Origin of the sequence: Labilithrix luteola (assembly GCF_001263205.1) — a bacterium.
Lineage (GTDB): Bacteria > Myxococcota_A > Polyangia > Polyangiales > Polyangiaceae > Labilithrix > Labilithrix luteola.
In genome coordinates, this window is sequence record NZ_CP012333.1 from 6009487 (window position 1) to 6035722 (window position 26236).

A 26236-nucleotide genomic window follows, 5' to 3' on the forward strand; every position below is an offset into this window, starting at 1 on the left:
TTAGCCTGGCCCGGATCCCGCGACAAGCTGGCGGCGATCTCGCGGCAATGGCTTCGAATGTCGATTCGCCCCAGCGAGTCGGTTCAGCACGCCTCGGCCTCGTAGAAGCGAATCCGTGACGCGGACAGACCGCTGCGTGCGGCGACTTCTCCAATTCTCATGGCTTGACCTTGAAGTTAGCTTGAAGGTTACAGTGCAACTCAGTTGCGCTGATTGAATAATCAAACGGAGTTCGCGACAGGCTTGGCCTCGGTCCACGCAAGTGGTCGGTGCAGTAGGTTCACGCTCGAGGAGACGATGCCATGACCATGCGTGCGTTCGTTCTCACGCGCTACGGCGGGCCCGATGCCGCCGAGTTTCGTGACATTCGGGTTCCCGAGCCGCGTGCCGGCCAGGTCCGAATTCGCGTGCGTGCGGCGGGCCTGAATCCGGTCGACTTCAAGTTGCGCGAAGGGAAGCTCAAGCCCATCACTCGTCTCTCGATGCCCGTCGTCCTCGGCAGCGAGGTTGCGGGCGTGGTCGACGCGCTGGGTCCAGGCGTGAGCCACTTCGAGATCGGCGACGAGGTCTTCGCGCGCGTTACCAAGGACGAGCTCGGCGCGTTTGCCGAATCGGTCTGCGTGCATGAGGAGCTGGTCGCGCTCAAGCCGAAGTCGACCGATTTCCCATCGGCCGCCGCCATTCCCCTTGCTGCTCTGACGGCGCTCCAAGTCTTGCGGGACGAGCTCTCCGTCTCGAAGGGGCAGCGCGTCTTCATCCCGGGAGGTGCTGGCGGCGTGGGAACGTTCGCCATTCAGCTCGCCAAGCACTTCGGCGCGTCGGTCGCCACGACGGCATCACCTCGCGGGAGGGCATTGGTGGAGCGCATGGGGGCCGACGTCGTGGTGGATTACACGACGACGCGCTTCGTGAACGAGCTGTCCGACTACGACTCGGCCTTCGATCTCGTCGGCGGAGAAACCCTCGCGGGGTGCTTCGACGTGGTCCGTCGCGGTGGACGCGTGGTGAGCATCGCCGGAATGCCCGAGCCGACGACCGCCACGAAAGATCTCGGTCGCGGCGCCGGCCTCGCGGCGTTGTTCTGGCTTGCCAGTTTCACGATTCGGCTTCGCGCAGCACGCAAGGGCGTGAGCTATCGCTACCTGTTCATGCACCCGAGCGGCGACGATCTCCGGAAGCTCGCTGCGCTCGTCGATTCGAAGTCCCTCGAGGTCGTCGTCGACCGCGTCTTCCCATTTGCCGAACTGCCACGCGCGTTCGCCTACCTCGAGGAGGGCCGTGCGAAGGGCAAGGTGGTCGTAGAAATGAAATAGTCGTCCGTTCGTCTGCTCACGTCAGACCGCGGACCCGAGGTCAGAGCGGTCGTTTTGCCGAGGCACTCGGCGAGGCCGTCTCGCAGATTCCGTAGCGTCGTCATCGCCGACATATCCACGCCGGCGGACACCATGGCCTGCGCGACGGCTGGACGAATGCCCGTCAGCACGCTCGATGTTCCGAGGAGCTGCACGGACCGCGCCACGCGGAGCAGCGCGTCTGCCGCCTGCGTGTCCACCAGGTCGACCGCGGTGAGATCGATGATCACGAAGCGCGCGCGCCGTGCGACCACCTCCGTGAGGAGGCGCTCCGTGATCTCCGCGCTCGAGTCCCTGTCGACGTCTCCGACGATCGGCACCGCGAGCACACCGTCCCAGATCTGGAGGACAGGCGCCGAGAGCCGGCGAATCGCCGACTTCTGCGCTTCGATGACCACGAGCTTCCGATCGAGCTCGTCGAGGGCGCGTGCCTTGTCCCCCGCCTCGCGTCGCGCCTGCTCCGCTTCGCGTTGGACGTCGCGCATGAGCGCCTGCTGTTGAACGAGCAGTCGAGCGTTCGTGAGCGCCATTCCACCGATACCGGAGGCCGCCGAGATGAACTCGAGATCCTCCCCCGACGCCGCCGACCCCGTCGAGAGATCCGCGGCGAGGATCAGCCCGACGACCGCATCGTTCGCTTCGATCGTGCAGAAGGCGAAGCCATCGCGCATGCCCGCCGGTCGCCCTGGCCAAAGCGCCTCGGCTCGCGCTGCGTCGATGGACTGAGCGCCCTTGTCCGTGAGCAACGGAGCGAAAACCGCGCGAGCACCGTCGGTCGTGAGCGCGTCGACATCCCAGCCCTGGCTTGCGGCCAGCTCGAATGTGCCCGCGCTCGATCGAAGGACGATGGCCCCGAACCGTGCATCCAGGAAGGTGAGGATCAGCGAGTTGAGAGTGTCGCTGATCTCGCGCCGATCCGTGAGCGACAGCGAGACGAACGTCTTGGTCATCAGCTGCAGGAACTGCAGCGCCTCGCTTCGCCGGCGCAGGCGCCGGGTGAGGACCTCTCGCTCCTCGCGAAGTCGCTGCAACGCCTGAACATCACTCTCGTGCGTACCCACTGTCAAAGCAGCCCGGCCTTTTGCCGAAACTCGCGTGAACGTTGCTCGATGAACTGCGGGGGAGCCATCACGAAGATGCACTTTTCGTCACCGCGCGCACGGCAGGTGATCTCCTCCGCCCGGAGCTCGACGCCGAAGCTGACCTCGCACCAACCGGCGCTGTAGCCCGCGTTCATGAAGCACACGGGGTGGTCGGACGTGATGCCGTTGTCGATGAAGGACGACGCTTCGAACGAGTACGGGTGATCGTAGACGAGGAAGTAGTTCTCGTTCGGCTGCGGCGTGCTCTCGGGGAAGATGTCGACGTTGGCCCAGCCAACGTGGGCGAAGTGCACGGGCCCGAGCGCGAGTTTCATCGTCGGGTCCGTGACGCCGAGGCGTTCGTGGAACATCTTCGCGTCGCGCATCCCGCACGCGCGCGCCAGCTTGTAGCGGATTTGCCGAGCGCCGGCCTCACCGAAGGTCTTTCGCAACTCCGAGTGGAGCTCGATCGCCAGCGAGTCCGTCCGCATCAGGAGGTAGCGCACTCCGCTAATCTGGATGTCGCCGCGCTCCGGAACGCGCTGAAGGTCACCGAAGAACGAGCCCATGATCTGCTCGGCCTGAGAGAACAGGGGCGTGAAGTTGTCTGGACACTTGACCGTTTGAAGCGTCTTGTCGCTGCTCATTGCTTCGCTCCTCCCTGCTCGTGTTCTACCTTACGCTGGCGCCACGCATGAAGGCAGCCGAAGAATCTGTCTTACGCACCGAGCCGTGATCACGCGGAAACACGTGAGAGGTGGCGTGTCTTTCGGGTGGAAACAATCATGACCATGTGTGCGCATGCATCGTCGTCGATGTGCGCCTCCGGCCTCGGTGACCTCGGTGAGCGGCGCGCGCGTCCGAGCGGTGTGCACGCACGTCGCGCCCACGTGCACGAATAGGTCGAATCAGGAGCGTGCGGTCTCGGAACCGACGAGGACACGCTCGGAGGGAAATCGTACGTGGACGGCGACCACCTCGCGTTCAATACGGCTGGGCCTTCGCCGAGTCCTCTTGGGCTCCGTGGACTCCGTCCAGCGAGCTGGACTCCGTGCACTCCGATTCAATGATCGGGGCGAGGTGACGCCTCGCAAGACGAAGGAAGAGGCGCGCATGGCGGAGGAGCGCGAGCGCGATACGGCAGCGCGGGAACGCTCGCAACGACGGCTGGATTGTCGGCTCAAGTGCGGCGCGAACTCTTCGTGCATGGATCACTGCAACCAATATGGATACTGAGCGCCGAGGAGAGCGGATCATGCTTCATCGTCTCGCCGTGACTCTCGCGTTCGGTGCTATCGCGACCCGTCTCTGGGAAATCGTGCTCGATTCGGGGCTTTCGATTCACCTTACGGTTCCTTAACGCGCGCGCGTAAACGATGCCGAACGAGCTTCGCGTGGTGTCGAGCGGATCGCTTGATCCACCCGTCCCTTCCGCCGACGGCCTCCCGCCGACCGGGCACTCCCCGAGGCGTCTCAAAATTCGACGGTTTACATGTAGGCATGCCTACTGCAAGGAGCCCATCGCCTCCCGCAAAGGACGACCATGAAGATCTGCTCGCCGTCTTCGCTTCTCGTTGCTGCCTGTCTGTCTGCCTTCACGCTGATCGCCTGCGCGGCGAACACCGAGAGCGGCGACAGCTCGACGTCGGAGTCGGCGACGACCGTGCAGACCACGCTGTTGGTCTCGGACATCGACGACACGATCAAGCGCACGCACGTTCTCGACAAGGCAGCGGCGGCCGTCAACGCGCTCGACAGCCGTGACCCGTTCGGTGGGATGCGGGCGCTTTACACGCGTTGGCACCGAGAGAACGCGCCGAGCAAGCAGATCATTTATCTGAGCGCCGCGCCTGGCCCGCTCATCGAGCTCAGCAAACGCTTCCTCACCAATTCCGAGTTTCCGGGTGACACGGCCGACGTGACGGAGTCCGTCGTCAGCGGTCGTTCGATCTTCGAATCCGCCGGAGACTTCAAGACGAAGAAGCTCCTCGAGATGTACGACGCGCAGGTGGCCGCGAAGAAAGTGCCGAACACGTACATCCTGATTGGCGACAACGGCGAACAGGACATGATCGCCTATGGCAACTTCATCGACTACGTGCGAAGCAAAGGCGGCCGCACGGACCGCATCTACTCGTTCATTCACCACGTGTACGACGTTCCGGAAGGCAGCCCGATCGCCGCTCCCCATCGCGCCTGGGTGACCGCCGGTGATCTCGCCGTGCAACTGCGTGAGCTCGGTCTCATCGGAGATCCATCGCTCGACGACGTGCTCGCCGAAGTGGCCACTGACGTGACGCACCAAGCCGAGGTCGTCGTGCCGTCGTTCATGTCGTGTAAACAGTTCAGCAGCTGGCCTTACCTCGAGACCTCCGCAGCCTCGAACGACTACGCGACGGTCGAAAGCGACGTGAAGGATCTCTGTCTCTCGGAGTGAAACGCCGCGAGAATCGACCTTCTCGCTAGCGCGCGTGCGATGATGGGTCGTTCTGGATAGCAAGCGCCGACGCCGACAGAGAGTGCCTTCGCGTCGAGGAACGGGGTATGGTCGAAGCGCCAAGATGAAGATGGCCATTCGGGCAGTTGTTTGGTTCGCCGTGCTCACGCTCCTGCTCATCGGATGTGGAGCTTCGACATCCCCTCGAGTCGCAACGACGAACGAGTCGCTCAAGGCGGTCGTCATCGTCTCCGCGAACGCGGAGTGGAACGTCGTGAAGGCCGTCTATCCCGACGTCCGAATGACCGCGACGCCATGGGGCGAGTACTTCGAACGCAATGTCGAGGTCCACGGGCACCCGACGCCGATCGTGTTCTTTCACGGAGGCTGGGGAAAGGTCGCCGCGGCTGGCTCGGCGCAATACGCGATCGACCGATGGCATCCTCGATATGTCATCAACCTCGGCACGTGCGGGGGCTTCGAGGGAGAGATCGAAAAGCATGCGGTCGTTCTTGCCGACCGCACGGTGATCTATGACATCAAAGAAGCGATGGGTGACTCGGCGCAGGCGATCGCCGACTACTCCGTCGAGCTCGACCTGTCTTGGCTCGGGGGGCCGCTACCTCCCGCGGTCCGCAAGACGCTGCTCGTTTCAGGCGATCGGGATCTCGTTCCTTCCGAGCTCGGAGACCTCGCGTCCCGTTTCGGCGCCGTTGCCGGAGACTGGGAGAGCGGGGCGATCGCCTACGCGTGTGGTCGGAACAAGCAACGTCTGCTGGTCCTGCGCGGTGTTTCGGATCTCGTGAGCCGGCACGGGGGCGAGGCCTATGCGAACGAGGCCGCCTTCATCGACGGGACGGGCATCGTCATGCGCCGCCTGCTCGCCGAGCTCCCGAGCTGGCTCGAACGATGCCCTTGAACGGCTCCCAGGGCCCCGGAGTTGCGCGTAGAGAACGATGACGTCCGCTCCGCGCTGGGAACCCTACGGCTTCAAGGCGCGCGGAACACCAGGAGCGCAGCGCTCATGGCAGGCGCCTCGTAAGCATAGGCGTTGTACTTCACGACCGCGTCGCGCGTCACGGGGTAGGGATCGGCGTGCTCGGCGTCGATGCGATGCACCTCGACCTCCGTGAAGTGCATCCCGTTGTAGATGCGGAGGCCAAAGCGCCTCGGCGCGTTCGTCTTGTTGATGACGAGCACCGTCGTCTCTCGAGCGTCGTCGCTCGCGGCGTACACCGAGGAAGGAGCCTTTTCCGGGTGCTCGACCTTGACGCTCGTGCCGGCGAAGCGCAGGCCGTTGCCGTCTGCATTTCGAACCAGCTTGAAGCCGCCGTACGGGTATCGAAGGTCGCACTTGTGTGGCCACATGGCGGCCATGTGAATGCCCATGCGCCCGAAGACTCCGAGGCTGTCGACCGTCGCGAGAGCGCTCGAGACATGCGAGCAGCCTCCCGGGAAGTACTCCGTCACGCCGAGCTTCGTCCCCGGGTAGCCCGCCTCGACGCGATTCAGGAGACGCGTGAGGATGTACGCGGGACCGTGGAGATGATCGTCGGTAATCCACGAGTGCTCGTCGAATTCCGGATCCCAATAGCTCCGCGGTCCTTGCAGAACCGCTTCGATCTCGGCGTCCGTCATCGGCCGCACCGCGTTGTCGATCGCCCAGGTGTACGTGCCGCCGAAGACGCGCTGCGGGTACCAGTGGAAGTCCCAGGTATCGAGCAGACGCGTCCCGATCGCCTCGCTCCGAGCTCGCACCTCGGCGAGGAAGTCATCCATGTACCAGCGACCGTCATCGGTGTACTGGGGCATGGTCGAGTGCCAGGACGTCCAGCCGTCGTAGTGATAGTGGTCCGGCCCCACGATGGGCGCATTGGGAGCCATCTGCTTCACGCGCTGCGCAAAACGGAGAAAGTCAGCCGTGAACTCGTCACCGGTCACGCGATGGCCGAGCACGACGCCGCTTGCGTCGACGATCGCCGCCCCGGCGCCTCGTTGGAGCATGGGGTAGTTGAAGTCGAACAGATCGGGCTCGTTGTCCGTCCCGACCATCACCTGTGACGAGCCGGACGCGAAAATATCCGTTTGAAACTGGTGGCGCAGGAAGTCGATGTGCTCGTCCGTGTAGACGACTCCGTCGTTCAGGTCCGGTGTCGCGGCGAACGGCGTCGGCTTCACGAGCTCGACGCGCCGGAAGTACTGATCGATATTCCAGCCCGGCGTCGTGAAAGGAATGTTGCTGGCTGGCGGGCCCGCCACATAGTCGTTCATGACGAAGGGCACCATCGTGCCTCGTCCTGCAGCGATGTTCGTGGCGATGATCGAACGGTCGAGCTCCCCGGGAGCTGTCGGGTTCGCGAGCGCTCCCGCGAGGAGCATGTCGTTACCCCATCCGGTCGCGAAGGAGCCATTCGATGCGTTCGTTTCCCAGTTGTACGAGTTCGCACGATCAGCGCCGCGTCGCACGAAGCTGACGCCGGCGAGGACGTCTGGCGGCGCCAGGTCACCGCGAACCGTATTCATGCCGTAGATGAGGGGCGAGATGCGCCTTCGCTCCTCGTTCGTATTGACCACGGTGACGACATCCACCACGCCCTCTTCGAATGTGTCGGGAGGAATCGGGGGTGGCGTACGGCTCGCCTCCGGTGGCGCTGCGGTCTCGGGCGCGTCGGGCCACGAGGCGTCCTCTGGCGACGGCCCAAGAGGGTTCGTCGTCTCGGAGCCAGCACCATGCGTGCCGCATGAAGCAAGGCCCAAAACCCCCGCGCCGCCGAGGAGGCCGGCGGCAGGAACGAACATCGCGGCGAGGACAAAACGTTTGGACGGCATCGCAATCCGTTATGCGGGGATGAGCACGGCGCCCGAGACGCACGCCGCATACGTCGACTTGCGTTGCGGCACAGCACCAAGACTTCGCAACTCGTGTTCCACCCGACGGGCGCAAACGTCGCTCGGGGCTTTGCCTACGATCGACTGGGTACGATCTCCACGCTGGCCGATCGCGCGATCGCTCGCATCCTCGCCCCCGCGGAAAGTTCGCGGGCGCCTCATCGACCAGGCCGAATCCATCTCGCGATCGCGGTGCTACAGCGAAACTCCGTTGCGCGGATTGAATCGTCAAACGGAGTTCGCGACAGAATTGTGCAAAGGACCGAGGAGCTCGGGGCTCTCGCCCGTCGTGCACCCCGAAATTCTCGGTCCGTGCAAGTGTTCGCCGCAGTAGTCTCCCGGCGTGCGCAAGACGGTGGCGGCGTTCGCGATCCTCGTCGGCACGTGCACGACGCGGTCTGCCAATGCTGAGCTTCCGCTCGCGCTCGATTGGAATGCGCCGAAGGAGTGTCCGCAGTCTTCGTACGTGGTGCGCCGAGTCGAACAAATCCTGCGGGGAATGACGAGCGAGGGCGTGGGGGTGGTGGCGACGGCGAAGATCGTGCGTCCGCACGTGGGCCGGCGCTACGAGCTCTCGCTCACCGTACGCTCCGGCGACTTCGAGGAGACGAAGATGGTTTCCGCATCGTCGTGCGCGGGTCTCGCGGAGGCGGCGGCCGTCGTCATCGCGCTCGCGATTCGCTCGACGGAGGGATCCTCCGAATCCGAAGTGCCGCCGTCCGCGGAGTCGGCTCCTACGTTGTCGCCGCCTGCTGGTCCGACAACGTCCGAACCACCGCCTCCATCCGTTCCGTCGCCCGTCGCACCCGCGCCCTCGCTCGGGACTTCGAAAGGCGAGGCCACTCCGGAGGCTCGCCTCGGGCCGTCGCTGGCGACCTTCGCGTTCGATCTCGGAGGCTCGGTCGTGTCAGGGGTGCTGCCCCACGCTGCGCCGGGCCTCGACGTGGCGGTCGTGCTTCGGGTCGCAGGGCTTCGCGCCGGAGCGCTCGGGACGTTCTCGCTACGCCAGACTCCTACCTATGGCGAGACGGCACGGGCGTCGTTCGACATGATCGATGCCGGTGCATTTGCCGCCTACCTCCTGCCCGTCGGGGTTTTCGCGCTGGGTCCGGCATCGAATCTCGAGGCGACGTTCGTGCGAGTACAAGGGTACGGGATTCGAACGCCGGAGGCCTCGAGGTCGGTCTGGCCAACGTTCGTGTTCGGTGCTCGGGCGGAGGCGCGCCTGACGCGCTGGATCGGCCTGTTTGCGCGGGCCGACCTCGTGTTTCCTCTCGGGGCGCCGCGGTTCACGCTCCTCACCGAGGGGGACTCCGTGGCCCTCCACGAGCCGGCAGCGTTTTCGCCACGGTTGAGCCTTGGGATCGAAATCGTCGTGCCCTGACTCTTTGATTCACGGGCGGCGTCCTCGGCGGGTGTTACCTTGCCGATGGTCGCGCGACCGGCGCAATTTCAGCTAGACGTGGTCCGTCCTCGTGCGCCGGCACCTGAGGTACCTGAGGTAGTCGGGCCACCTGAGGCAGCCAGCTTCCTCGAGATTTATCGCACGCACGCGAAGTACGTGTGGAAGTCGGCGAGGCGTCTTGGGGTCAAGCCTCCCGAGATCGACGACGTCTTTCAAGAGACGTTCCTGAACGTCCATCGTTTGCTCGATCGCTACGAGCCCCGCGGATCCATGCAAGCGTGGCTCTTCTCCGTGCTCTTTCGCGTGGTCCAGCACCATCGGCGCTACTACCGGCGTCGACCTGCGGTTGCCGCGGAGGATACGAGCGTGGACGTGGATAGCTTCGCCGAGTCGTCCGCCCGCTCACCAGACGAGAGCGCGGAAGCCAAGGAGACCGCGCGCATCCTCGAAGAGATCCTCGATGACCTCGACCCGGACAAGCGCGCGGTCATCGTCCTGGCAGATATCGAGGAAAAGACGATCAGCGAGATCGCCGAGATCCTCTCCATCAACGTGAATACGGCCTCGAGTCGCCTGCGCTTCGCGCGCGAACACGTCAACGCCGCCTTCGCGAGGCACCGCGCCCGCGACGGTTGGAGGTACAAGTGAGCACCGAACCCGAGAAAAAGACGCCTCTCGCGCTGCTCGCGGGTGCCTACGAGCCTACGGACGCCGAGATCGAGCGACAGCTCTCGAAGATCCAGGCGACGCTCGCGAAGCCAACGAGCGCCGTGCGTCCCGGAAACAAGGCGTTTCTCTTCGGTCTCTCGTGCGCGTCGATCGCGCTCGTGGGTGCCGTCGCCCTCATCCTCACGCGCGGTGATTCAAGCACGGCGGGTCATCCGATCGAGTCGCTGCCTCCGGCTCTCGCGCCGGCCACGACCACGGCGAGCCAGAATCGCGAGAGCGCATCCGAGAGCGCGCCGCAGGTCCCTTCGGCCCACGTCGATGCGCTTCCTTCGGTCGTCGCCACCACGGCGAAGAAGCCCTCGCCGCCGCCTTCCGCACCGTCCTCGCCCGACGACACGCTCGAACGCGAAGCACGCCTTCTGGCCGAAGCGGTCCGCATGAATCGACATGGAGACGGCGAGCGAGCCCTCGAGCTTCTCGAAGAGCACGCGCGCTTGTTTCCGAACGGATGGCTCGTGAGCGAGCGCGCGGCCGAACGCATCATGGTGCTCTGTAGCCTTGGACGGCGCGACCAAGCGAAGCGCGAGGCACGGGTGTTTCTCGGTGGTCGACCGAAGAGTCCTCTCGCGCATCGTGTCGAGACGAGCTGCGCGGGGCAGAGTAGCGAAGAGTAGCGAGGTACAACGACCATGAGAACGTCGCTGTCGGGCATCGCGCTCGTCACGATTCTTGCGCCACTCGTCGTGTCGTCCGCCTGCGCAAGGCAGGACGACGTTCCGATCGGAGGAGATTGCCCGCAAGGCTTGTGCGAACGGCGTGGGCCCCTCGCACCGTCGCAGGACGGGAGCGTTGACGAGGCGGACGCGACCGCGCCGAAGGTTCTTGCGTGCATCGGCACGGAGTGTCCGGCTCCGTATGCCACCTGCTGGAAGACGTCGTCGTTTCGCTGCGAGACGAACTTGATGAACGACTCCGCCAACTGCGGAGCGTGCGGGCATTCTTGCGAGGGCTTCGAGGGGCTCAACATGGTTTCGCGCTGTGTGAACGGCGCGTGCGTTCTCGAGTGCGTGAACGGCCCGAACCCACGCAGCGACGACGTCTTTCTCGACTGCAATGGGCTCATCGACGATGGCTGCGAATCGGACATCATCGCGGATCGCGAGAACTGCGGTGTATGCGGACACGCGTGTCCCGCGGGCGTGGCTTGCGTCAAGGGCAAGTGCGGATGCGGGGCCGACAGAATCTATTGCGGCAATCACTGTACGGACACACGCATCGACGATCGCAACTGCGGAGCCTGCGGAAAGGTTTGCGATTGGAGGCCGCCCTCGGCCTGCAATCCGCCCGTTCCGAATACCTACTACGGTTGCGCGGCCAGCGCCTGCGATGCGCTGAAGTGTCAAGAAGGCTTCGCGGACTGCAACGACGATCGGGACAGGGGCTGCGCGAGCGACGGCTGCGAGACGAATATTCGCTCCGATCGGCACAACTGTGGTGGGTGCGGGATCGAATGTGGTCCCCAGCAAGAGTGCCGCTACGACGAGACCGGCCCCCACTGCGCCGACAGCTGTAGCTCGTCGGGTGGAACGGAGTGCGAGGACGGTTGCCGTGATCTCGTCGGCGACCCGAACAACTGCGGGGCGTGTGGAAACATGTGCCCGCAGCCCGCCCCTCATCAGGCCTCGTCGTGTGCGAAGGGATTCTGCCGATTGGATTGCCTCCCGGGATTTGCCGACTGCAACGGAGATCCCTCGGACGGGTGCGAGATCAACCTCGCCGTCCACCCCGCAAATTGTGGAGCGTGCGGCACCGTGTGTGACATCGCCGTGGGACAGCCCTGCATCGAGGGCAAGTGTCTGATGGTCGCGTGCGGCCCCGGAGAAACCAACTGATGCGCGTCCGGTTTCATCGCAGGCTCGCCGTTTCTTCGGCGATGACGCTGGCTTCGTTCGTCGCGTGCTTCGTGAGCTGCGCGACCAACGACGAGGCCGGCACGACCAACGCCACGAACGACGGGAGCGTCGTCCCGGAATCGAGCCAGGCGGAGGTCGATGCCTCGTCGGATGCAGGCTGCGATGCCTCCGATCCCCAGTGCGTTGCGGAGCTCGTCCCGTGTGATCGAGTGGATTGGTGCTCGGTGCCGACCCATATGGGCGTGCTCAGCGCGCTCGCCGCGGTCTGGGGCACCAGCAAGGACGACGTCTGGGCCGTAGGCTCGGTCGGCACCATTCTCCATTACGACGGAGTCGCCTGGACTCCGACTCCCTCCGGCGTGCGAAACACGTTCTACGGGATATGGGGGAGCGGTCCAAACGACATCTGGGTGGTGAGCAGCTCGGACGTCGTGCTGCATGGCACTGGATTCAAGAACGGTGTCGCCGGCTGGGAGCCCGTCTCTCTCCGCGCTCCACTCTCGACCCCATCCATCCTGCGCGCCGTGTGGGGCAGCTCCGCCAGCGACGTGCGGATGGGCGGTCGTTCCTACCAGCTCATCGTCCCCGACAGGCAGTACTTCGGCTACGGCAACCAGTTCGTGATGGGCGATGCCGTCGACGGCGGCGCTTCATGGCGCCCTCTACCCGGCACGGCCACGGTGACGAGCATCTGGGGCAGCTCGGCGAACGACGTCTGGATGACTGCCGATAACAGCGCCTCCGTCTCGTACGAGCGCGGCACGATTCTCCATGGAACGCTCGGTGACGCGAGCGCCGAAGCCGGTCCACTCCAGGACCGCCTTTCGTGGGCGCCGGTCGATAGTCGATCGACGCTCACGCTGGAATCCGTGTGGGGTAGCTCGGCTTCCGACGTATGGGCGGTGGGCGCCTTCGGTACGATTCGCCACTTCGGACCCGGAGACGATCGTTGGCAGGAGGTCGATTCCCCGACGAAGGCGACGCTGCACTCCGTATGGGGAACCGGCCCGAACGACGTCTGGGCCGTCGGTGACGGCGGAACGATTCTTCACTACGACGGCACGTCGTTCGAGCCGTCGACTGCGCAATTTGCCATTGGGCGAAAACCCAATTTGAACGGCGTCTGGGGTAGTGGACCGAACGACGTCTGGATCGTCGGCGACGGAGTCGCGCTCCATTACACAGGAGCGAAGTCCGCCAAGGCGGGGGGTGACCAATGAGTCGCTTCATGGTGGCAGCACTGCTCTCCATCGCTTCCGCGATCCCCATCGTCACGCTCGGTGCGTGTTCGGGCGAAAGCGACGGGGGCGTGACCGAGAACGATGGCGGCAGCCTGCTTCCCGCGAGTGACGCCGCGTCCGCGGCGGACGTCCAGGATGCGGGACCAATGCTCGATGCGAAGGTCGAGGCTGGCTCACGCCTCTGCTCGGACGACCACTTCTGTCACACGGTCGTTCCGAAAGGTCAGAGCCTGACCGGAGTCTGGAGCGACGGCCAAGGGGCGACGTGGGCCGTGAGCAGTGCAGGCGACGTCCTGCGTTGGGATGGCACGTCGTGGAAGATCCATCGGCACGTGGCGGACACGGACCAGATCTTCTCCATCTTCGGCACCGGGCCGACGGACATCTGGGTGGCGACCGCGCTCGGACTCTTGCACGGGACAGGTCAGAGCTCGGCGTCCCTCGAGTTCGCGCCGGTCGTGTTGCCTGGTGACGAGACCGTTGCCGTCAGATCGGTCTGGGGAACCGGGCCGAACGATCTCTGGGCCGTTGGCGGTCTCGAAAGCTGGGATGCGCCGTTCGCGGTCGGGCGCGCGCTGCACTACTCGGGGCCCGAAGTGGATGGAGGCGGCGGGTGGACGCTCGATACGGAGCTCACGTCGCTCGGCATTGCGTTTCGCGCGATCTGGGGCAGCGGGGGAGGGGGCGTCTGGATTCACGGACGCCAGGCCGACGAGTTCGGTGAGTTCACCGGTGTCGTCTGGCGACGCGCGAGCGAGGCGTCGTCGTGGACGATGGTCGACCTGCCGCCCGAGCCGAGCACCCCCGATCATCCAGGACCGCAATACTTCGTCGCCGGGTCGCTCAGCTCGGATTCCTCCGTCTGGCTCGCAGGGGCCGCAGGGGGTGAATACACGCCTGCGCTTTGGCACGGCACGAAGGTTCAAGGCGGATTCGAGTGGACGTACACGAAGCGCAACTACTGGGAGCGGAGCATCGAGGCCGTCTGGGGAGCGGCGCCCGACGACACGTGGGCAATCGGATTAGCGGGGCTGGTCATGCACTGGAACGGCTCGGCCTGGGCACCGGCGATTACCCGGGTGACGGACCTCCCAGTGCCGAATCGATTCGTGGGGATATGGGGGAAGAGCAGCGATGACATGTGGGTCGTCGGTGACGAGATCGCGCTCCATCGAACGATGTCGGACAAGCCGTAATCATGATGAATCGCACTTTGTATACGATCGCCATTGCCGGATCTTTGGCAACCGCCACGCTCGTTGCGTGCAGCAGCACGGGTGACGGCGACAGGGGGTTCGACGACGGCATCGACGCCGGTGACGCGTCCCCGCTCGACGCCGCCATTCGCGAGACGAGCGCTTCCGATGCGACCATCGACCAAAGGCCCGAGTTCGACCCCTCCGACGAGCCGGTGGTGTGCGCCGTGGCGCCTTGCGCGGTGCAGCTCGTCGCGGGTGAACGCCACTTCTGCGCTCGCATGAGTGACGGAGCGGTGCGCTGCTGGGGGAGCAATGCGAACGGCGCACTAGGCATCGTGGACGACGGGTCTGGCCCTGATCCGGATACCGGAGATGGTGGCCCGAGCGCCGTCGTCGTCGGCAGCGTCACCGACCTCTCCGGCGTCACGGCAATCGCCGCGGCCGGCGCGACGACATGTGCCGTCATCGGTGACGGTGGCGTGCGATGCTGGGGAGCCGACGACATGGGCCAGCTCGGACGAGGAGGCTCGCCCGCGATCTTCGACTACGATCCGCACCCGATACCCGCGCCGGTTGCCCTTCCAGGCGCGGCTACGCGTGTCGACGTCGGACCACGGAGCGCTTGCGCGGTGCTCGCCAACGAAGAGATCTGGTGCTGGGGCGACAACACCCAGCTCCTTCTCGCGCGGAGGACGGATGCCGCGGTCGGCGAGCCCGCGAAGGCCAACCTCGGGGCCTTCGTCGTGAGGCGCACGGCAGCCGGCACGAGCTCCGGCTTCGGCGTGACGGACGGGGGCGAGTTGATTTCGTGGGGCGCCGTTGCGGGGCCTGACGGTGTCGTTGGCGGGCGCGCAGCTTCGATGAGCCCCGATGCTCGGCCGCTCTCCATCAAGCTCGGCTCGGTGACGAGCCTCGCGGTCTCGTCGACGACGCTCGTCCAGCAGGGAGGTCGTCCGCCTCCGCCGCCACTCAGGATCGCCCATGCGTGTGCGGTGACGAACGGCGAGCTCCGTTGCTGGGGCGCGAGCCGGCAAGGTGCACTCGGCACGGGCTTTCCTGATCCTGCCCCCAAGCCGACCCGCGCGAACGTGAACAGCAAGAAGGGCTGGCCTCAGCAGGTCGCCGCCGCAGGCGAGATCACGTGCGTGCGCCTCACCGACGGAACGGTGCAGTGCGCCGGCGACAACTCCTCCGGAGCCATCGGTGAAGGACCGGAGACCGACTACCTGATGTTCTTCGTTCCGGTCTCGGGCATCGACGAGCGCGTCGTCCAAGTCGTCGTGGCCTCCGGCAGTGTATGCGCGCTCGCGAAGACGGGCCGCGTCGTGTGCTGGGGGAGCAATGCCAACGGTGAGCTCGGTCGTGGCACGACCGACCAGGATCCCCATCCCGTCCCCGCGACGGTCGCGTTTTAGGAAGGTCGAAGGCCATGCTTCGCTCGGTCAGCTCTCACCGTCTCGTGTTCTGCCTGCTCGCGACCGCGGGGCCCGCGCTCGTCTCCCCCGCATGTTCGAAGCGCACCAGCTTCGACGACACCGATGGGGGCCTCTCGCAGTTCGGTGACGCCAGCAGCGATCCGGTCGCGCCCAAGGCGTGCGGAATTCACTGTTCGCCCGACCTGAAGCAGGTCCTCACGGGGTGCGAAGGCGCGGAGCAGATCGTCGCGAGCTGCAATCCCGATCAAGGCTGTGGCGACGGCGAATGCGTCGAGGCGTGCACGGCGGCGGAGCTCACGAAGGGATCGGCGGGTTGCGATTTCTGGGCGACCATGCCGGACTCGATCGAGTACCGAGGCGGGTGCTTCGTGGCGATGATTGCGAACACCTGGGATCGGGCCGTCGGCATCTCGGCAGGCTTCGGCGACACGCCGCTCGACATCTCCAAGTCGACTTACACCGTTTCGCGACAGGACAGCGATCCGGTCTATCGTCGGCTCGACGGCCCATTGCCTCCGGGACAGGTGGCCATCGTGTTCCTCGCGCAGGATCTCACGAACACGGCAACCGGCCCGATGGCGCCGACGCGATGCCCGACGAGTGTCACCCCGGCGCTGTCCGTGGATCCGACCAGACACGGGACCGGTAAGTCGAAAGCGTTCCACATCGAGACCGATGCACCGATCTCTGCCTATTCGATGTACCCCTACGGCGGCGCCGATTCGTTCATGCCTACGGCGACGCTGCTTTTGCCCGTCTCGTCGTGGTCGAAGAACTACATCGCCGTGACGCCCTTCGATTTCGGTGAGACGAGAAAGCCGCGATCGCTCCAGATCGTCGCCAATCAGGACGATACTGAAGTCCGCATGAAGCCGACCGCCGAGGTCGCTTCCGGCCCTGGAGTCGCGGGTGCCACCACCGGCGTCGTTCAGACGTGGACGCTCGCCAAGGGAGAGGTTTTGCAGTTCCTCCAGTCACCGCTGGGGGGCAGCCCCATCGAGACCAGCAAGCCTGTCGGCATGTTCGGAGGATCGGAGTGCACGGAGCTCCCGACGCCATATTGTGATGTCCTCCAGCAACAGATTCCGCCGTTTGCCCAGTGGGGGACCGAATATGCAGTCGTCCCGTTCCGGCCGCGAATGGCAAGCTTCTCTGCCGATGCGCGCGAGAAGGTGCCGTATTCGATCGTCGGAGCCGTCGACGGTACGACGCTCACGTACGAGCCATCCCGCCCGCGCGATGCTCCGGAGACGATTGGTGCCGGGGAGGTCGCGAGCTTCATCACGGATACACTCTTCGTCGTGAAGAGCCAGGATTCGAAGCACCCCTTCCACGTGAACGTCTACATGACGGGAGCCACCTACGCGGGAGGTGTCGATTCAGGCACGCGCACGTTCGGCGATCCGGATTTCGTGAACGTCCCGCCGGTGGACCAATACCTCGATCGGTACGTCTTCTTCACGGACTTCACCTACCCCGAGACCGCCCTCACCATCGTTCGTCGCAAGACCACGAACGGCTTCGTCCCTGTCGAGCTGGAATGTGCGGGCGAGCTCACTGGCTTTCAGCCTCTCGGGACGAGCGGCCTCTACGAGTTCGCGTGGATCAAGCTCACGAGCGGGTACGTCGGCCAGACGTTTTCCAAGGGCCAATGTGGCTATGGAAGACACGAAGCGCACAGCACCGGCCCGTTTGCGGTGACGGTGTGGGGAACGGGCATCGCCGCGAGCTACGGCTACGTTGGCGGCACCAGCCTTCGGACCGTCAACGACGCGCCCCCGCCGGTGGTGCGCTGACGATTCGCCTTGCTGCAGGAAGGGAACGCACTGTCGTCTGGCGACGCGCGAAGCGAAATGTGAGGACTCCGATGGCCGCGTGCGGTCCAGTCGGCTGAAAATCCGCTGCAGAAGCGGTCAATGTCGAACGTGAAAACGCGAGGAGAACGCGAATTCACGGGGGGCTTCGTTCCGAACATAGTGGTCGGCAACGGAGGACCTCGATGACGACCGCACGACTCTCGGACCTGGTGGACTTTCGAAACCGGAGCCTCGCTTCACGGTATGCGAGGCGTATTCCGATGGCGACGTTGCTCGAGTCGTACATCGACGGCGACATCGACATTCCGGACATCGACGCGCTCCTCGACGCGCGCGACGAAGTGCTCACGTTCGACCTCACCGCCGAGCACGTGAAGTTCTTCGTGACGCGAATGATTCCGGAGTGGCTCGTTCATTCGCAGGCGCAGGACAAGCGTATCGTGCGCGATCACTACGATCGCGGCGACGACTTCTTCGAGGCCTTCCTCGGCGATTCGATGATCTACACCGGCGCGTATTTCCAGGACGAGAGTGAGTCTCTGGAAACCGCTCAACGGAACAAGATGAATCGCATCGGCGAGAAGCTCGGCATTCGCCCCGAGCACGAGGTGCTCGATATCGGCTGCGGCTGGGGTACGTTGGTTGCGCACTCCGCCAAGCAGTTCGGTGCGAAGGCGACGGGGATCACGATCTCCGAGCGTGGCGCGAAGTTCGGAAATGATCGCATTGCCAAAGCCGGTGTGTCCGAGCGCGCGCGAATCGAGTGCCTCGACTATCGGGACATCCCCAAGCGCTCGTACGACCGCATCGTCAGTCTCGAGATGGTCGAGCACGTCGGAATCAAGAATCTCCCCAAGTACTTTTCGATCGTCTACGACCGCCTCGCCGACGACGGCCTCTTTCTCCTCCAGTGGTGCGGTCTACGTCGCGGCGGGCGCGAGGGCGTTCCGCCCGTGGGCATGCGGCCCGAGGACATGATCTGGGGGCTCTTCATGAACAAGTACATCTTCTCGGGCGCCGACGCGTCGCTTCCGCCGAGCGAGATGCTCAAGGCGATGGAGAAGGCCGGCTTCGAGCTCCACTCGGTGGAGAACGTGAGCGTTCACTACCAGCTCACGATCCAACGCTGGCACGACAACTGGCGCAAGAATCGCGAGCTCGTCCTCGGGCGCTATGGCGAGCGCTGGTATCGCCTTTGGAATTTGTTCCTCGCGTGGTCGTGGCGAATTGCTGCGCAGGGCACTTCGGCGTGCTTCCAGATCGTGGCGCACAAGAATCTCGACGGCTTCGACCGGCGCCGGATGGCCCTTCCCGTTGAGGCTGCTCTCGCCGCGGAGTAATGGATAGGGCGCCGATGGCTTCGAGCGAACGCAAGAGACCGCGCCAGGCGCGCGCGCAGGAGACGGTGCGCGCGATCCTGGAGGCCACGGTGCAGATCCTCGACCGCGAGGGCCTCGAAGCCGCGACGACGACGCGTATCGCCGAAGTCGCCGGTGTGAGCATCGGGTCGCTCTATCAATACTTCTCCCATCGCGACGCGATCCTGAACGCCCTGCAGAATCGCGAGTTCGAACGAACGCTCGAACTGATGCAGAAGGTCCTCGCCGAAGGCAACCTCGGCGAGGAACCCGAGAAGACGATCAAGGCCGCGCTACACGGCCTGGCGGAGCTGTACCTGGCCTCGCCGGGCCTTCATCGCGTACTGGCGATCGAAGGCCTGCGTGTCGCGAAGGCCGAGCACGTTCATGCGTTCGACCTCCGCGTCATCGAGGTCGTTCGCCACTTTCTCGCGTCGACGGAGGCGCCGATCCAGACGGAGAACGTCGGAGCGGCTGCCTTCCTCGTGTTCCAGACCGTGCGCGCAGCGATGCTCTCGTTTTTGCTCGAGCGCCCACCGGGCCTCGATATCGATCGCTTGATCGAGGAGCTCACGCGCTTGCTCATCGGCTATTTGCTCGGTCCAAGTCGCCCGAACACCAAGAAGATCGCCGCACGTCGCGTGACAAAGCGACGGTCGTAGTCGTCCGTTGGCCGTGACGCTACCTGACGTGTGAGCGGCCGCCGTGTCGCGCCCGGCGTATCACCTCGAGCCCTGAGGGCAGGCATCGACATCATCGATGCCGGGCATGACAAGAATCGATGGGCCGGTGCGTCGTCGCTTCGCTAGGGTGGCCGGTGAAAGGACTCGACCGCGTACCTGCGCGCGTTCGAGACGCGCGTCACCCAGATGAGCGACACTCCCACGAGCGACCCAAAGATGGTCCCCACGCTGCTCGAATGGATGGGCGGCATCGGCGGCCTCGAACACTTGATGGAGGTGTTCTACACCCGCGTCGCCGCGGACGAACTCTTGGAGCCCGTGTTTCGGAGCATGTCCCCCGAGCACGCGAAGCATGTCGCCGCGTTCGTCGGCGAGGTATTCGGAGGACCGAAGACGTACAGCGAGGGATACGGTGGTCACCCCGCGATGATTCGCCATCACGTCGGTCGTGCCTTGAGCGACGCGCAGCGCAAGCGCTGGGTCACCCTCCTCCTGGAGTGCGCGGACGAGGTCGGCGCGCCAGACGATCCCGAGTTTCGCTCGGCCTTCGTGGCTTATCTGGAGTGGGGGTCGCGACTCGCGGTCATCAACTCGCAGCCCGAAGCGGACGTCACGACGGAGGCGCCGATGCCGTCGTGGGGGTGGGGCGAAGTCAAAGGGCCTTATACGAAATAGAAAGAACGATATGCGTCTTTCCCGTCGCTCCGCGCTTGCGCAGGCAGGTGTCGCCCTCGCCACTGCAGGCGCGAGCGCATGCCGGACGCGGGCGTCGACCTTCGAGCCGCCGCGCAACATGGTCGATTTGACGCACACGCTGTCACCTGAGTTTCCGTTCCTGCCCGTCGAAGGAAAGACATTTCCTTTTCGCTCGTCGCCCATCGCAACCATCAAGGGCGACGGCGTCTACGCCAATCGTTGGGAGTTGACGGAGCACGTCGGTACGCACCTCGACGCTCCCTGCCACTTCGCGGAAGGCGCGATGGCGATCGAGGCGATTCCCCTCGAGACCCTCTTCGTTCCCCTCGCAGTGGTGAGCATTGCAGAGCGCGTGGCGACCAATCCCGACACGACGCTCGGCGCCGGCGATCTCATGCGATGGGAGAAGGACCACGGCGAGATCCCGGCGCGCGCCGCGGTCTTTCTGCACACCGGTTGGGACGTTCGCACGAAGGAACCGGGCGCCTTCGTGAACATGGATGGGGCCAAAACCATGCGCTTTCCCGGCTTCTCCGACAAAGCGATCGAGTTCTTGCTGGGGCGCCGTTCGATCAGCGGCATCGGTATCGACACCCTCTCGATCGATCCAGGCCGTGACAAAGAGTACGCCGTCCACAAGGAGCTCTTTCGAGCCGGCAAGTGGGCCGTCGAGTGTGTGGCGAACCTGAGCCGCGTGCCCGCGACCGGCGCGTTCGTCTTCGTCGCCCCCGTGAAGGTTGCCGGCGCCTCCGGCGCTCCCGCACGTATCGTCGCCGTCTGGTAAGCAACCGATCAGCGAGGCGACTGGCGGCTAGAGCTCAATGCCGTTCGGATAAGCAGACAGCCGTCTGGCACCGATGAATCCGACCTGAGACTTTTCACAGAAGGGCGGAAGGGCGGAAGTTTTTGGGGCGGAGAGCCGACCAATCGCGCGACACCGCGTCTGCATTGGCGCAATTCAATTCCCTAGCAAGCGGAGTTTGGCGCGTTACGCGGGGCCGATAATAAATCCTTCCGACCTTCCGAACTTCCTGTGAAAATTGTCTGCCTCCCCGAACGGCATTGACGGCTAGAGGGCGCCCGTCACCAACACCGGAACGAACTGGGCGAGTCCGAAACGCTATCGCATGCTGCATGCAGCGACCGGAGCGAGGATGACCGCGGCGACAACACCAACGAGACGCACGTTCATTCGACCGCGATATCATCGTCGCCGTCGTCTCGGTCACTCTCCTCCATCGCCGCAGGTTCAGCCCGGCTCCGAGACCGAGAACTGCAGCGACGCCACGAACGTTGGCTGCCAGGGTCGCTACCAGCCAACCGCAACGAGCATGTATTCGGGATTCTTGTGGGAAATGTAGGTCGAATAGCTCCCTACGTCGTCGTAGGGAAAGCCGTAGGCCCGCCCGTCGATCCCGTGGGTGTGCCAGAAGCGCGCGTAGTAGTTCGCCGGCGGCGAGGAATAGAACGTACTGCTGTCCTTCCAGAGATTCTTGTCGAGCAGCTTGCCCGCCGCGTCGAAGGTTCCAGCCTTGGCGCCGACATGGCGATAAATGGCTGCCGATAGATCCGGGAAGGCACCGAGGCCGTCGCCGTTCGGCCCGGGCTTGGGAACGGTGATGCCGTTCGCGGCCCAGAGCTGATCGACGAAGTCCGCATAGTACTGCGCGTGCGCGCCTCCCTTATCGAACCCGGCGGCGCCGGGCTGCACGATGCGGTAGGGCGCGAACGGAGGCTCGGCCGCCGCCTTGAACTCGTCGGGCACCTCGGCCAAGAACTTCGCGAACGTTGCCTCACGGCTCTCGGCAAAGGTCTCGTAGTCCTCGCCCACCGCCTGCTCGAAGCCGTCGGCGCAGTGGAGCTTCAGTGCGAGCTTCAGCCCGAACGCATCCACGCGCGTCGTGTTGCCGTTGTATTGCGCCGGCCCGATGGTGTGCTCGATGAAGTCGTAGTACTTGGTCTTCGACGGGTCGGACGCGCAAGTCGCGTCGCCCTTGCGACAAACGTAGAAGTACATTCGGCCCGACGCGTTCGCGGGCATGTCGTAGGTCGGTTGCTGCGCAATCGAGTGAAGCTCGTTGATCGCGCCGCTCTTGAACTGCCAGAAGATCTCGTCGTCCGCGAGGACGCCGTTCGAGCGGTTCAAGAACCTGAAGACCATCACGTTCTGCGCCGGCGGAACGTTGCTGGAGTCCCAGAAGTCGGCGGGAGCGGCGGCGTCGCCCTTGGTGCCTGCGTCCGGCGCGGACGAAGGCCCATTGCCCGTCGGACCGGTGCCCGCACCGGCGTCGTCGGTTGCGCCCGTCGTACCGCCCCCGGGACCGACGCTCGCACTGTCGCCTCCATCCGAACTCCCGCACGCACTGATGGCGAGCGTGGCGGCGATGGGAAACGCGGCGAGGACGAAACGTGCGGGGCGCCAGGCGACGCGACTCAGCTTGCTCACGTGACTTGGTTGCTATCCGTCGCCCGATCCGTGTCGAAAAGAGCGCGCGCCAGAAAAAAACGCGCGCCACGCCGTCGTCACCGGGGCTCGTTCACCTCGACGCATCGGAACCGAGAAGGTGTGCGCGGTCGACGGCCACGAAGAGAAGAACGTGATCCGCTATCCCGAGAAGCCGTTACGCTGTTTGTATGACCTCCTTGCGTTCCTGGAGCGCCTCGCTGCTCTTGACCGCGGCTTCCCTTGGCGCCATCGCCAATTGCTCCTCGAACGACGCGGACGGCGCGAAGAACGACGAGGCGGCTACGCCGAACGACGGCAAACCACCGCCGTTGCCTTTCGAGCCGGTTGCTCCGGCCAGCTACGTCGCGAAGGTGAAGAATCTGCTGACCGGTCTTCCGGCGACCGAATCCGAGCTCCGTGCGGTGCAGGCGGATCCGAATGCCTTGAAGGGCCTGATCGATACCTGGATGGCGATGCCCGAGTCGGACGCGAAGCTCATTCAATTCTTCGGGAACGCGTTCCAGCAGACCGCGATGACGGCCGAGGACTTCACCGATCAGATCGGCGACATGACCGCGGTGCCCGACGCACTCATGCCGAACCTGCGAGAGAGCTTCGCTCGAACGGCTCTCAAGATCACGCGCGAGGGCAGGCCCTTCCGGGAGACCGTCACCACGCACGAGTTCATGATGACGACGGCGATGCTCACGTTCTACGCGTTCCTGGACGTGCGCCTACGCGACGACAAGCAGAACGACAAGGACAAGCTCTCCCCTCCACGCACGGCCGACTTCGTGTGGACGGCCGTGGACGATTCCAAGCGCCACATCGACCCCGCCGACTCCGTGAACCCGCAGAGCCCGAACTACCTCACCTGGTCGGTGGGACCGTCGTCCGTCCTCGGACCGGTGGGGAGCCAATGCGTGCCTCGCACGTTTCATTCGGCGATGTACAGCAACGCCAGTGTGCACCTCTTCAAGCTGCAGTTCGGCACGTTGGGCAAGGCGCCGGTGACCGCCGACGGTTGCCCGAACTCCTACGGCATCGACCACCTCGACCCGTTCTTGAAGCCCGCCGACTTCAACGACTGGCACCCCGTGACCATCGTGCGAGCGAGCGCCGCCGAGCCCTCGAATCTCCACCTCTTCTACGATCTACCGAAGCTGCGCACGCTGAATCGGATTGTGCTCGACGTGCCTCGCGTTGGCTTCTTCTCGACGCCCTCGTTCTTCGCCAACTGGCAGACCAACGTGAACAACCTGGCACGCGTGACGACCAACCAATCGCTGATCGTCGCGCTCGGTCGGAGCATCAACCCCGAAGACATCAGGTTGCCCGTGAGCGAGACCGGACTCGACACGCAGCACGCCGATCCGACCACGACTTGCTATGCCTGCCACCGCTACCTCGACCCGATGCGCGAGTGGTTCCGCAACGATCTTTCACTGACGTACCATGAGCAGCTGAAGCCCTTCGACACGGTGACGCCGGCATCCTTCTCCTTCGGCGGCGTCGACGTGGGCGCGGTCACCAACACCATCGACGAGTTTGCCGGCATCCTCGCCTCGCATCCGCTCCTGCCCGCCGCGTGGGCGCAGAAGTTGTGTGTGTGGGCCGATTCCGCGGCGTGCACCGAGTACGATCCGGAGTTCCTTCGGGTGGTCGATGTGTTCAAGGCGGGCAACCTGGATTTCAGGGTGCTCGTGCGTGAACTGCTCTCTTCGCCGCTCGTCACCGCTGCGACGAGGACCAAAACGTTCGAGGACCGCAACCCGGTCGTGAGCATCATGAGGCGCGATCACTTCTGCACCGCGCTGGCGGTTCGGCTCGGCATCGATGCGTGTAATCTGCCAGGCGCGAAAGACGCGAAGACCTCGCGCGACGCGTACCTGCTCTCGAGCAACGTTCCCGCCGATTCGTACGCACGCGGCGCGCAAATCCCGAACTTGATCTCGGCGCCGGGGCTCTTCCATCGGTCGACGGCCGAGAACCTCTGCGAGCTCGTCGCCGGCGAGATCATCGACCGGCCCGGCTCGAAGTACCAGAGCGCGCAGAAAGACGATGCGATCGCTGACTTCGTGTCGAACTTGATGGGCCTGTCGGCCGCCGACGATCGCGCGGCGCCTATCGGTCAGATCCTGCAAGAGCACTACACGGCGGCCATCGCCGCGGGCGGCAAACCGAACGAAGCGTTGCGCTCGACCTTCACGCTCGCGTGCACGTCTCCTCTCGTCACCGGCCTCGGCCTGTAGGAGCAATTCATGACCACTCGTCGCAATTTCTTGCTCACCAGTCTGTTCGGCGCCGGACTCGTCGGCCTTCGATCGCTCGCCACGGGCCTGCCGATCTCGTTCTTGCTGAACCCTACCCGCGCCATGGCGGACGAACCGCCGCCGGCAGCGCAATTCTTGATCCTCTCGACGTCGGGCACCGGCGATCCGATCAACGCCAACGCGCCCGGCACGTACGATCTCACGTTCGCTCAGAAGGCCTTGCATCCCGCGAGCGACGCGATGGCGGCCACCCCCATCTCCCTGGGCGGTAAATCGTGGAATGCCGCGCGGCCCTGGTCGACGTTGACGACGCTCGACCGCACCCAGTTCTTCCATCACGCCACGCTGACCAACAACCACTCGGATCAGCAAAAGGTGATGTCGCTCATGGGAGCGACGAAGAACAACGAGATGGCCGTGTCGATCTATTCGGCCTACTTGCAGACCGTTCTCGGCACCATCCAGGCGCAGCCCATCGCGCTCGACCGCGAAGTCATCACGTTCGCGGGGGCCACCGTGCCGCGACTGGCACCGAGCGCCCTCACCCGACTGCTCGCCGCCGAGTCCGCGGGGCTCTTCACGGATCTCCAGAAAATCCGCGACGCCGATCTGAACCGCATCAACGACGTGCTCAAAGCGAAGGGCACCAACGTCCAGCGGAAGTATCTCGACGACTACGCCACGACGCAAACGCAGGTCCGTCAGATCCCCCAGGACCTGCAGGAGCTCCTCGCCAAGATACGAGGCAACGAGGCCGACGACCAAGCCACCGCGGCGGCCATTCTGATCAAGATGAAGGTTTCCCCCGTCGTGGTGATGCACGTGCCGTTCGGTGGTGACAACCACTCGGACGACAAGCTCGACGACGAGAGTGATCAGACCGTCACCGGCGTCGCGACGATCAACAAGCTGATGGCCACGTTGAAGAGCCTCGGCATCCAGGATCAGGTGACGTTCGCGACGCTCAACGTGTTCGGTCGCTCGCTTGCACAAGGAGCGCTGGCGGGACGCTCACACTGGTCGAATCACCACACCGCGCTCGTGATTGGCAAGCCGTTCAAGCCGGGGGTCATCGGTGGTCTCGTGCCGATCGGCGACGACCTCGGGGCGGCTCCGATCGACTCGGGCAGCGGAAACGCAGCCGACGGCGGCGACATTCCGGCGGTGGATTCCCTCGGCTCGTTCGCGAAAACGCTGGGCCGCGGCCTGGGCGTACCCCAGGCCGTCCTCGACGAAAGCATCCGCGGCGGTGCCGGCGTGGGCGGTGGCAAAACCGTCGCCGGTGCGCTCGTCGCGACGGTCTAGCTACAGCCCTCGCGACGAGCGGATTCGTTCTTCGA

At 64.7% G+C, this 26236-nt stretch carries 22 protein-coding genes; 17 read left to right on the forward strand and 5 right to left on the reverse strand.

Features of this window, described 5'->3' with window-relative positions; all coding sequences use genetic code 11:
- Nucleotides 1–83: 83 nt before the first annotated feature.
- On the reverse strand, nucleotides 84–161 hold the full coding sequence (locus AKJ09_RS56265) for a MerR family DNA-binding transcriptional regulator (protein WP_146655661.1): 78 nt from the start codon (nucleotides 159–161) through the stop codon (nucleotides 84–86).
- Between the two features lie 147 nt (nucleotides 162–308).
- Here AKJ09_RS56265 and AKJ09_RS26335 point away from each other — a divergent pair, with 147 nt between their 5' ends.
- Nucleotides 309–1313 (forward strand): NADP-dependent oxidoreductase, encoded by a 1005-nt coding sequence (locus AKJ09_RS26335; RefSeq protein ID WP_146655662.1) that lies wholly within the window; start codon nucleotides 309–311, stop codon nucleotides 1311–1313.
- Here the strand turns inward: AKJ09_RS26335 and AKJ09_RS26340 are convergent.
- Together AKJ09_RS26340 and AKJ09_RS26345 are read right to left on the reverse strand one after the other, a co-directional pair.
- Entirely contained in the window at nucleotides 1262–2383 is a 1122-nt protein-coding gene (locus tag AKJ09_RS26340; protein ID WP_146650387.1) for an STAS domain-containing protein, read from the reverse strand. The genes AKJ09_RS26335 and AKJ09_RS26340 overlap by 52 nt on opposite strands.
- 32 nt (nucleotides 2384–2415) lie before the next feature.
- The gene (locus AKJ09_RS26345; RefSeq protein WP_146650389.1) at nucleotides 2416–3081 is read right to left on the reverse strand and encodes a XylR N-terminal domain-containing protein; all 666 of its coding nucleotides are present in this window, start codon (nucleotides 3079–3081) and stop codon (nucleotides 2416–2418) included.
- An 896-nt stretch (nucleotides 3082–3977) separates the two neighbouring features.
- Between AKJ09_RS26345 and AKJ09_RS26350 the strand changes: the two genes are divergently transcribed.
- Together AKJ09_RS26350 and AKJ09_RS26355 are read left to right on the forward strand one after the other, a co-directional pair.
- Nucleotides 3978–4871, forward strand: a complete 894-nt coding sequence (locus tag AKJ09_RS26350) for a phosphatase domain-containing protein (RefSeq protein WP_146650391.1) — start codon at nucleotides 3978–3980, stop codon at nucleotides 4869–4871.
- A gap of 124 nt (nucleotides 4872–4995) precedes the next feature.
- The gene (locus AKJ09_RS26355; RefSeq protein ID WP_146650393.1) at nucleotides 4996–5790 is read left to right on the forward strand and encodes a 5'-methylthioadenosine/S-adenosylhomocysteine nucleosidase family protein; all 795 of its coding nucleotides are present in this window, start codon (nucleotides 4996–4998) and stop codon (nucleotides 5788–5790) included.
- A gap of 71 nt (nucleotides 5791–5861) precedes the next feature.
- Here the strand turns inward: AKJ09_RS26355 and AKJ09_RS26360 are convergent, their stop codons facing one another.
- Complete coding sequence (locus AKJ09_RS26360; RefSeq protein ID WP_146650395.1) at nucleotides 5862–7700, reverse strand: glycoside hydrolase family 44 protein; 1839 nt, start codon at nucleotides 7698–7700, stop codon at nucleotides 5862–5864.
- A 403-nt stretch (nucleotides 7701–8103) separates the two neighbouring features.
- Here AKJ09_RS26360 and AKJ09_RS26365 point away from each other — a divergent pair, with 403 nt between their 5' ends.
- From AKJ09_RS26365 to AKJ09_RS26420, 12 genes are all read left to right on the forward strand, one after another.
- Nucleotides 8104–9144 carry a hypothetical protein gene (locus AKJ09_RS26365; RefSeq protein WP_146650396.1) on the forward strand — a complete coding sequence of 347 codons (1041 nt, stop codon included), beginning with the start codon at nucleotides 8104–8106 and terminating at the stop codon, nucleotides 9142–9144.
- 45 nt (nucleotides 9145–9189) lie between these two features.
- The gene (locus tag AKJ09_RS26370) at nucleotides 9190–9813 is read left to right on the forward strand and encodes an RNA polymerase sigma factor (protein WP_146650398.1); all 624 of its coding nucleotides are present in this window, start codon (nucleotides 9190–9192) and stop codon (nucleotides 9811–9813) included.
- On the forward strand, nucleotides 9810–10508 hold the full coding sequence (locus tag AKJ09_RS26375; RefSeq protein WP_146650400.1) for a hypothetical protein: 699 nt from the start codon (nucleotides 9810–9812) through the stop codon (nucleotides 10506–10508). The genes AKJ09_RS26370 and AKJ09_RS26375 overlap by 4 nt, the downstream gene beginning before the upstream one ends.
- Nucleotides 10509–10523: 15 nt before the next feature.
- Nucleotides 10524–11726 carry a hypothetical protein gene (locus AKJ09_RS26380; RefSeq protein ID WP_146650401.1) on the forward strand — a complete coding sequence of 401 codons (1203 nt, stop codon included), beginning with the start codon at nucleotides 10524–10526 and terminating at the stop codon, nucleotides 11724–11726.
- Nucleotides 11726–12967, forward strand: coding sequence for a sialidase family protein (locus AKJ09_RS26385; RefSeq protein ID WP_146650403.1), 1242 nt, complete (start codon nucleotides 11726–11728; stop codon nucleotides 12965–12967). Before AKJ09_RS26380 ends, AKJ09_RS26385 begins: the two co-directional genes overlap by 1 nt.
- The gene (locus AKJ09_RS26390; protein ID WP_146650405.1) at nucleotides 12964–14184 is read left to right on the forward strand and encodes a hypothetical protein; all 1221 of its coding nucleotides are present in this window, start codon (nucleotides 12964–12966) and stop codon (nucleotides 14182–14184) included. Before AKJ09_RS26385 ends, AKJ09_RS26390 begins: the two co-directional genes overlap by 4 nt.
- A 2-nt stretch (nucleotides 14185–14186) precedes the next feature.
- Nucleotides 14187–15602 (forward strand): RCC1 domain-containing protein, encoded by a 1416-nt coding sequence (locus AKJ09_RS26395; protein ID WP_146650407.1) that lies wholly within the window; start codon nucleotides 14187–14189, stop codon nucleotides 15600–15602.
- 14 nt (nucleotides 15603–15616) lie between these two features.
- Nucleotides 15617–17419 (forward strand): IgGFc-binding protein, encoded by a 1803-nt coding sequence (locus AKJ09_RS26400; RefSeq protein WP_146650409.1) that lies wholly within the window; start codon nucleotides 15617–15619, stop codon nucleotides 17417–17419.
- Between the two features lie 281 nt (nucleotides 17420–17700).
- A complete protein-coding gene (locus AKJ09_RS26405) occupies nucleotides 17701–18780 on the forward strand; it encodes an SAM-dependent methyltransferase (protein ID WP_146650411.1) in 1080 nt (359 codons plus the stop codon).
- A gap of 14 nt (nucleotides 18781–18794) precedes the next feature.
- Complete coding sequence (locus tag AKJ09_RS26410; RefSeq protein ID WP_169927874.1) at nucleotides 18795–19460, forward strand: TetR/AcrR family transcriptional regulator; 666 nt, start codon at nucleotides 18795–18797, stop codon at nucleotides 19458–19460.
- 207 nt (nucleotides 19461–19667) lie between these two features.
- Nucleotides 19668–20156, forward strand: a complete 489-nt coding sequence (locus AKJ09_RS26415; protein ID WP_146650415.1) for a group II truncated hemoglobin — start codon at nucleotides 19668–19670, stop codon at nucleotides 20154–20156.
- Between the two features lie 10 nt (nucleotides 20157–20166).
- On the forward strand, nucleotides 20167–20961 hold the full coding sequence (locus tag AKJ09_RS26420; protein WP_146650417.1) for a cyclase family protein: 795 nt from the start codon (nucleotides 20167–20169) through the stop codon (nucleotides 20959–20961).
- Between the two features lie 525 nt (nucleotides 20962–21486).
- Here AKJ09_RS26420 and AKJ09_RS26425 read toward each other — a convergent pair.
- A complete protein-coding gene (locus tag AKJ09_RS26425) occupies nucleotides 21487–22623 on the reverse strand; it encodes a beta-1,3-glucanase family protein (RefSeq protein WP_146650420.1) in 1137 nt (378 codons plus the stop codon).
- A 188-nt stretch (nucleotides 22624–22811) separates the two neighbouring features.
- On the opposite strand from AKJ09_RS26425, the gene AKJ09_RS26430 reads away from it, so the two are divergent.
- On the forward strand, nucleotides 22812–24875 hold the full coding sequence (locus AKJ09_RS26430; protein WP_146650422.1) for a hypothetical protein: 2064 nt from the start codon (nucleotides 22812–22814) through the stop codon (nucleotides 24873–24875).
- 9 nt (nucleotides 24876–24884) lie between these two features.
- The gene (locus tag AKJ09_RS26435) at nucleotides 24885–26201 is read left to right on the forward strand and encodes a DUF1501 domain-containing protein (protein ID WP_146650424.1); all 1317 of its coding nucleotides are present in this window, start codon (nucleotides 24885–24887) and stop codon (nucleotides 26199–26201) included.
- The last annotated feature ends 35 nt before the right edge of the window (nucleotides 26202–26236 follow it).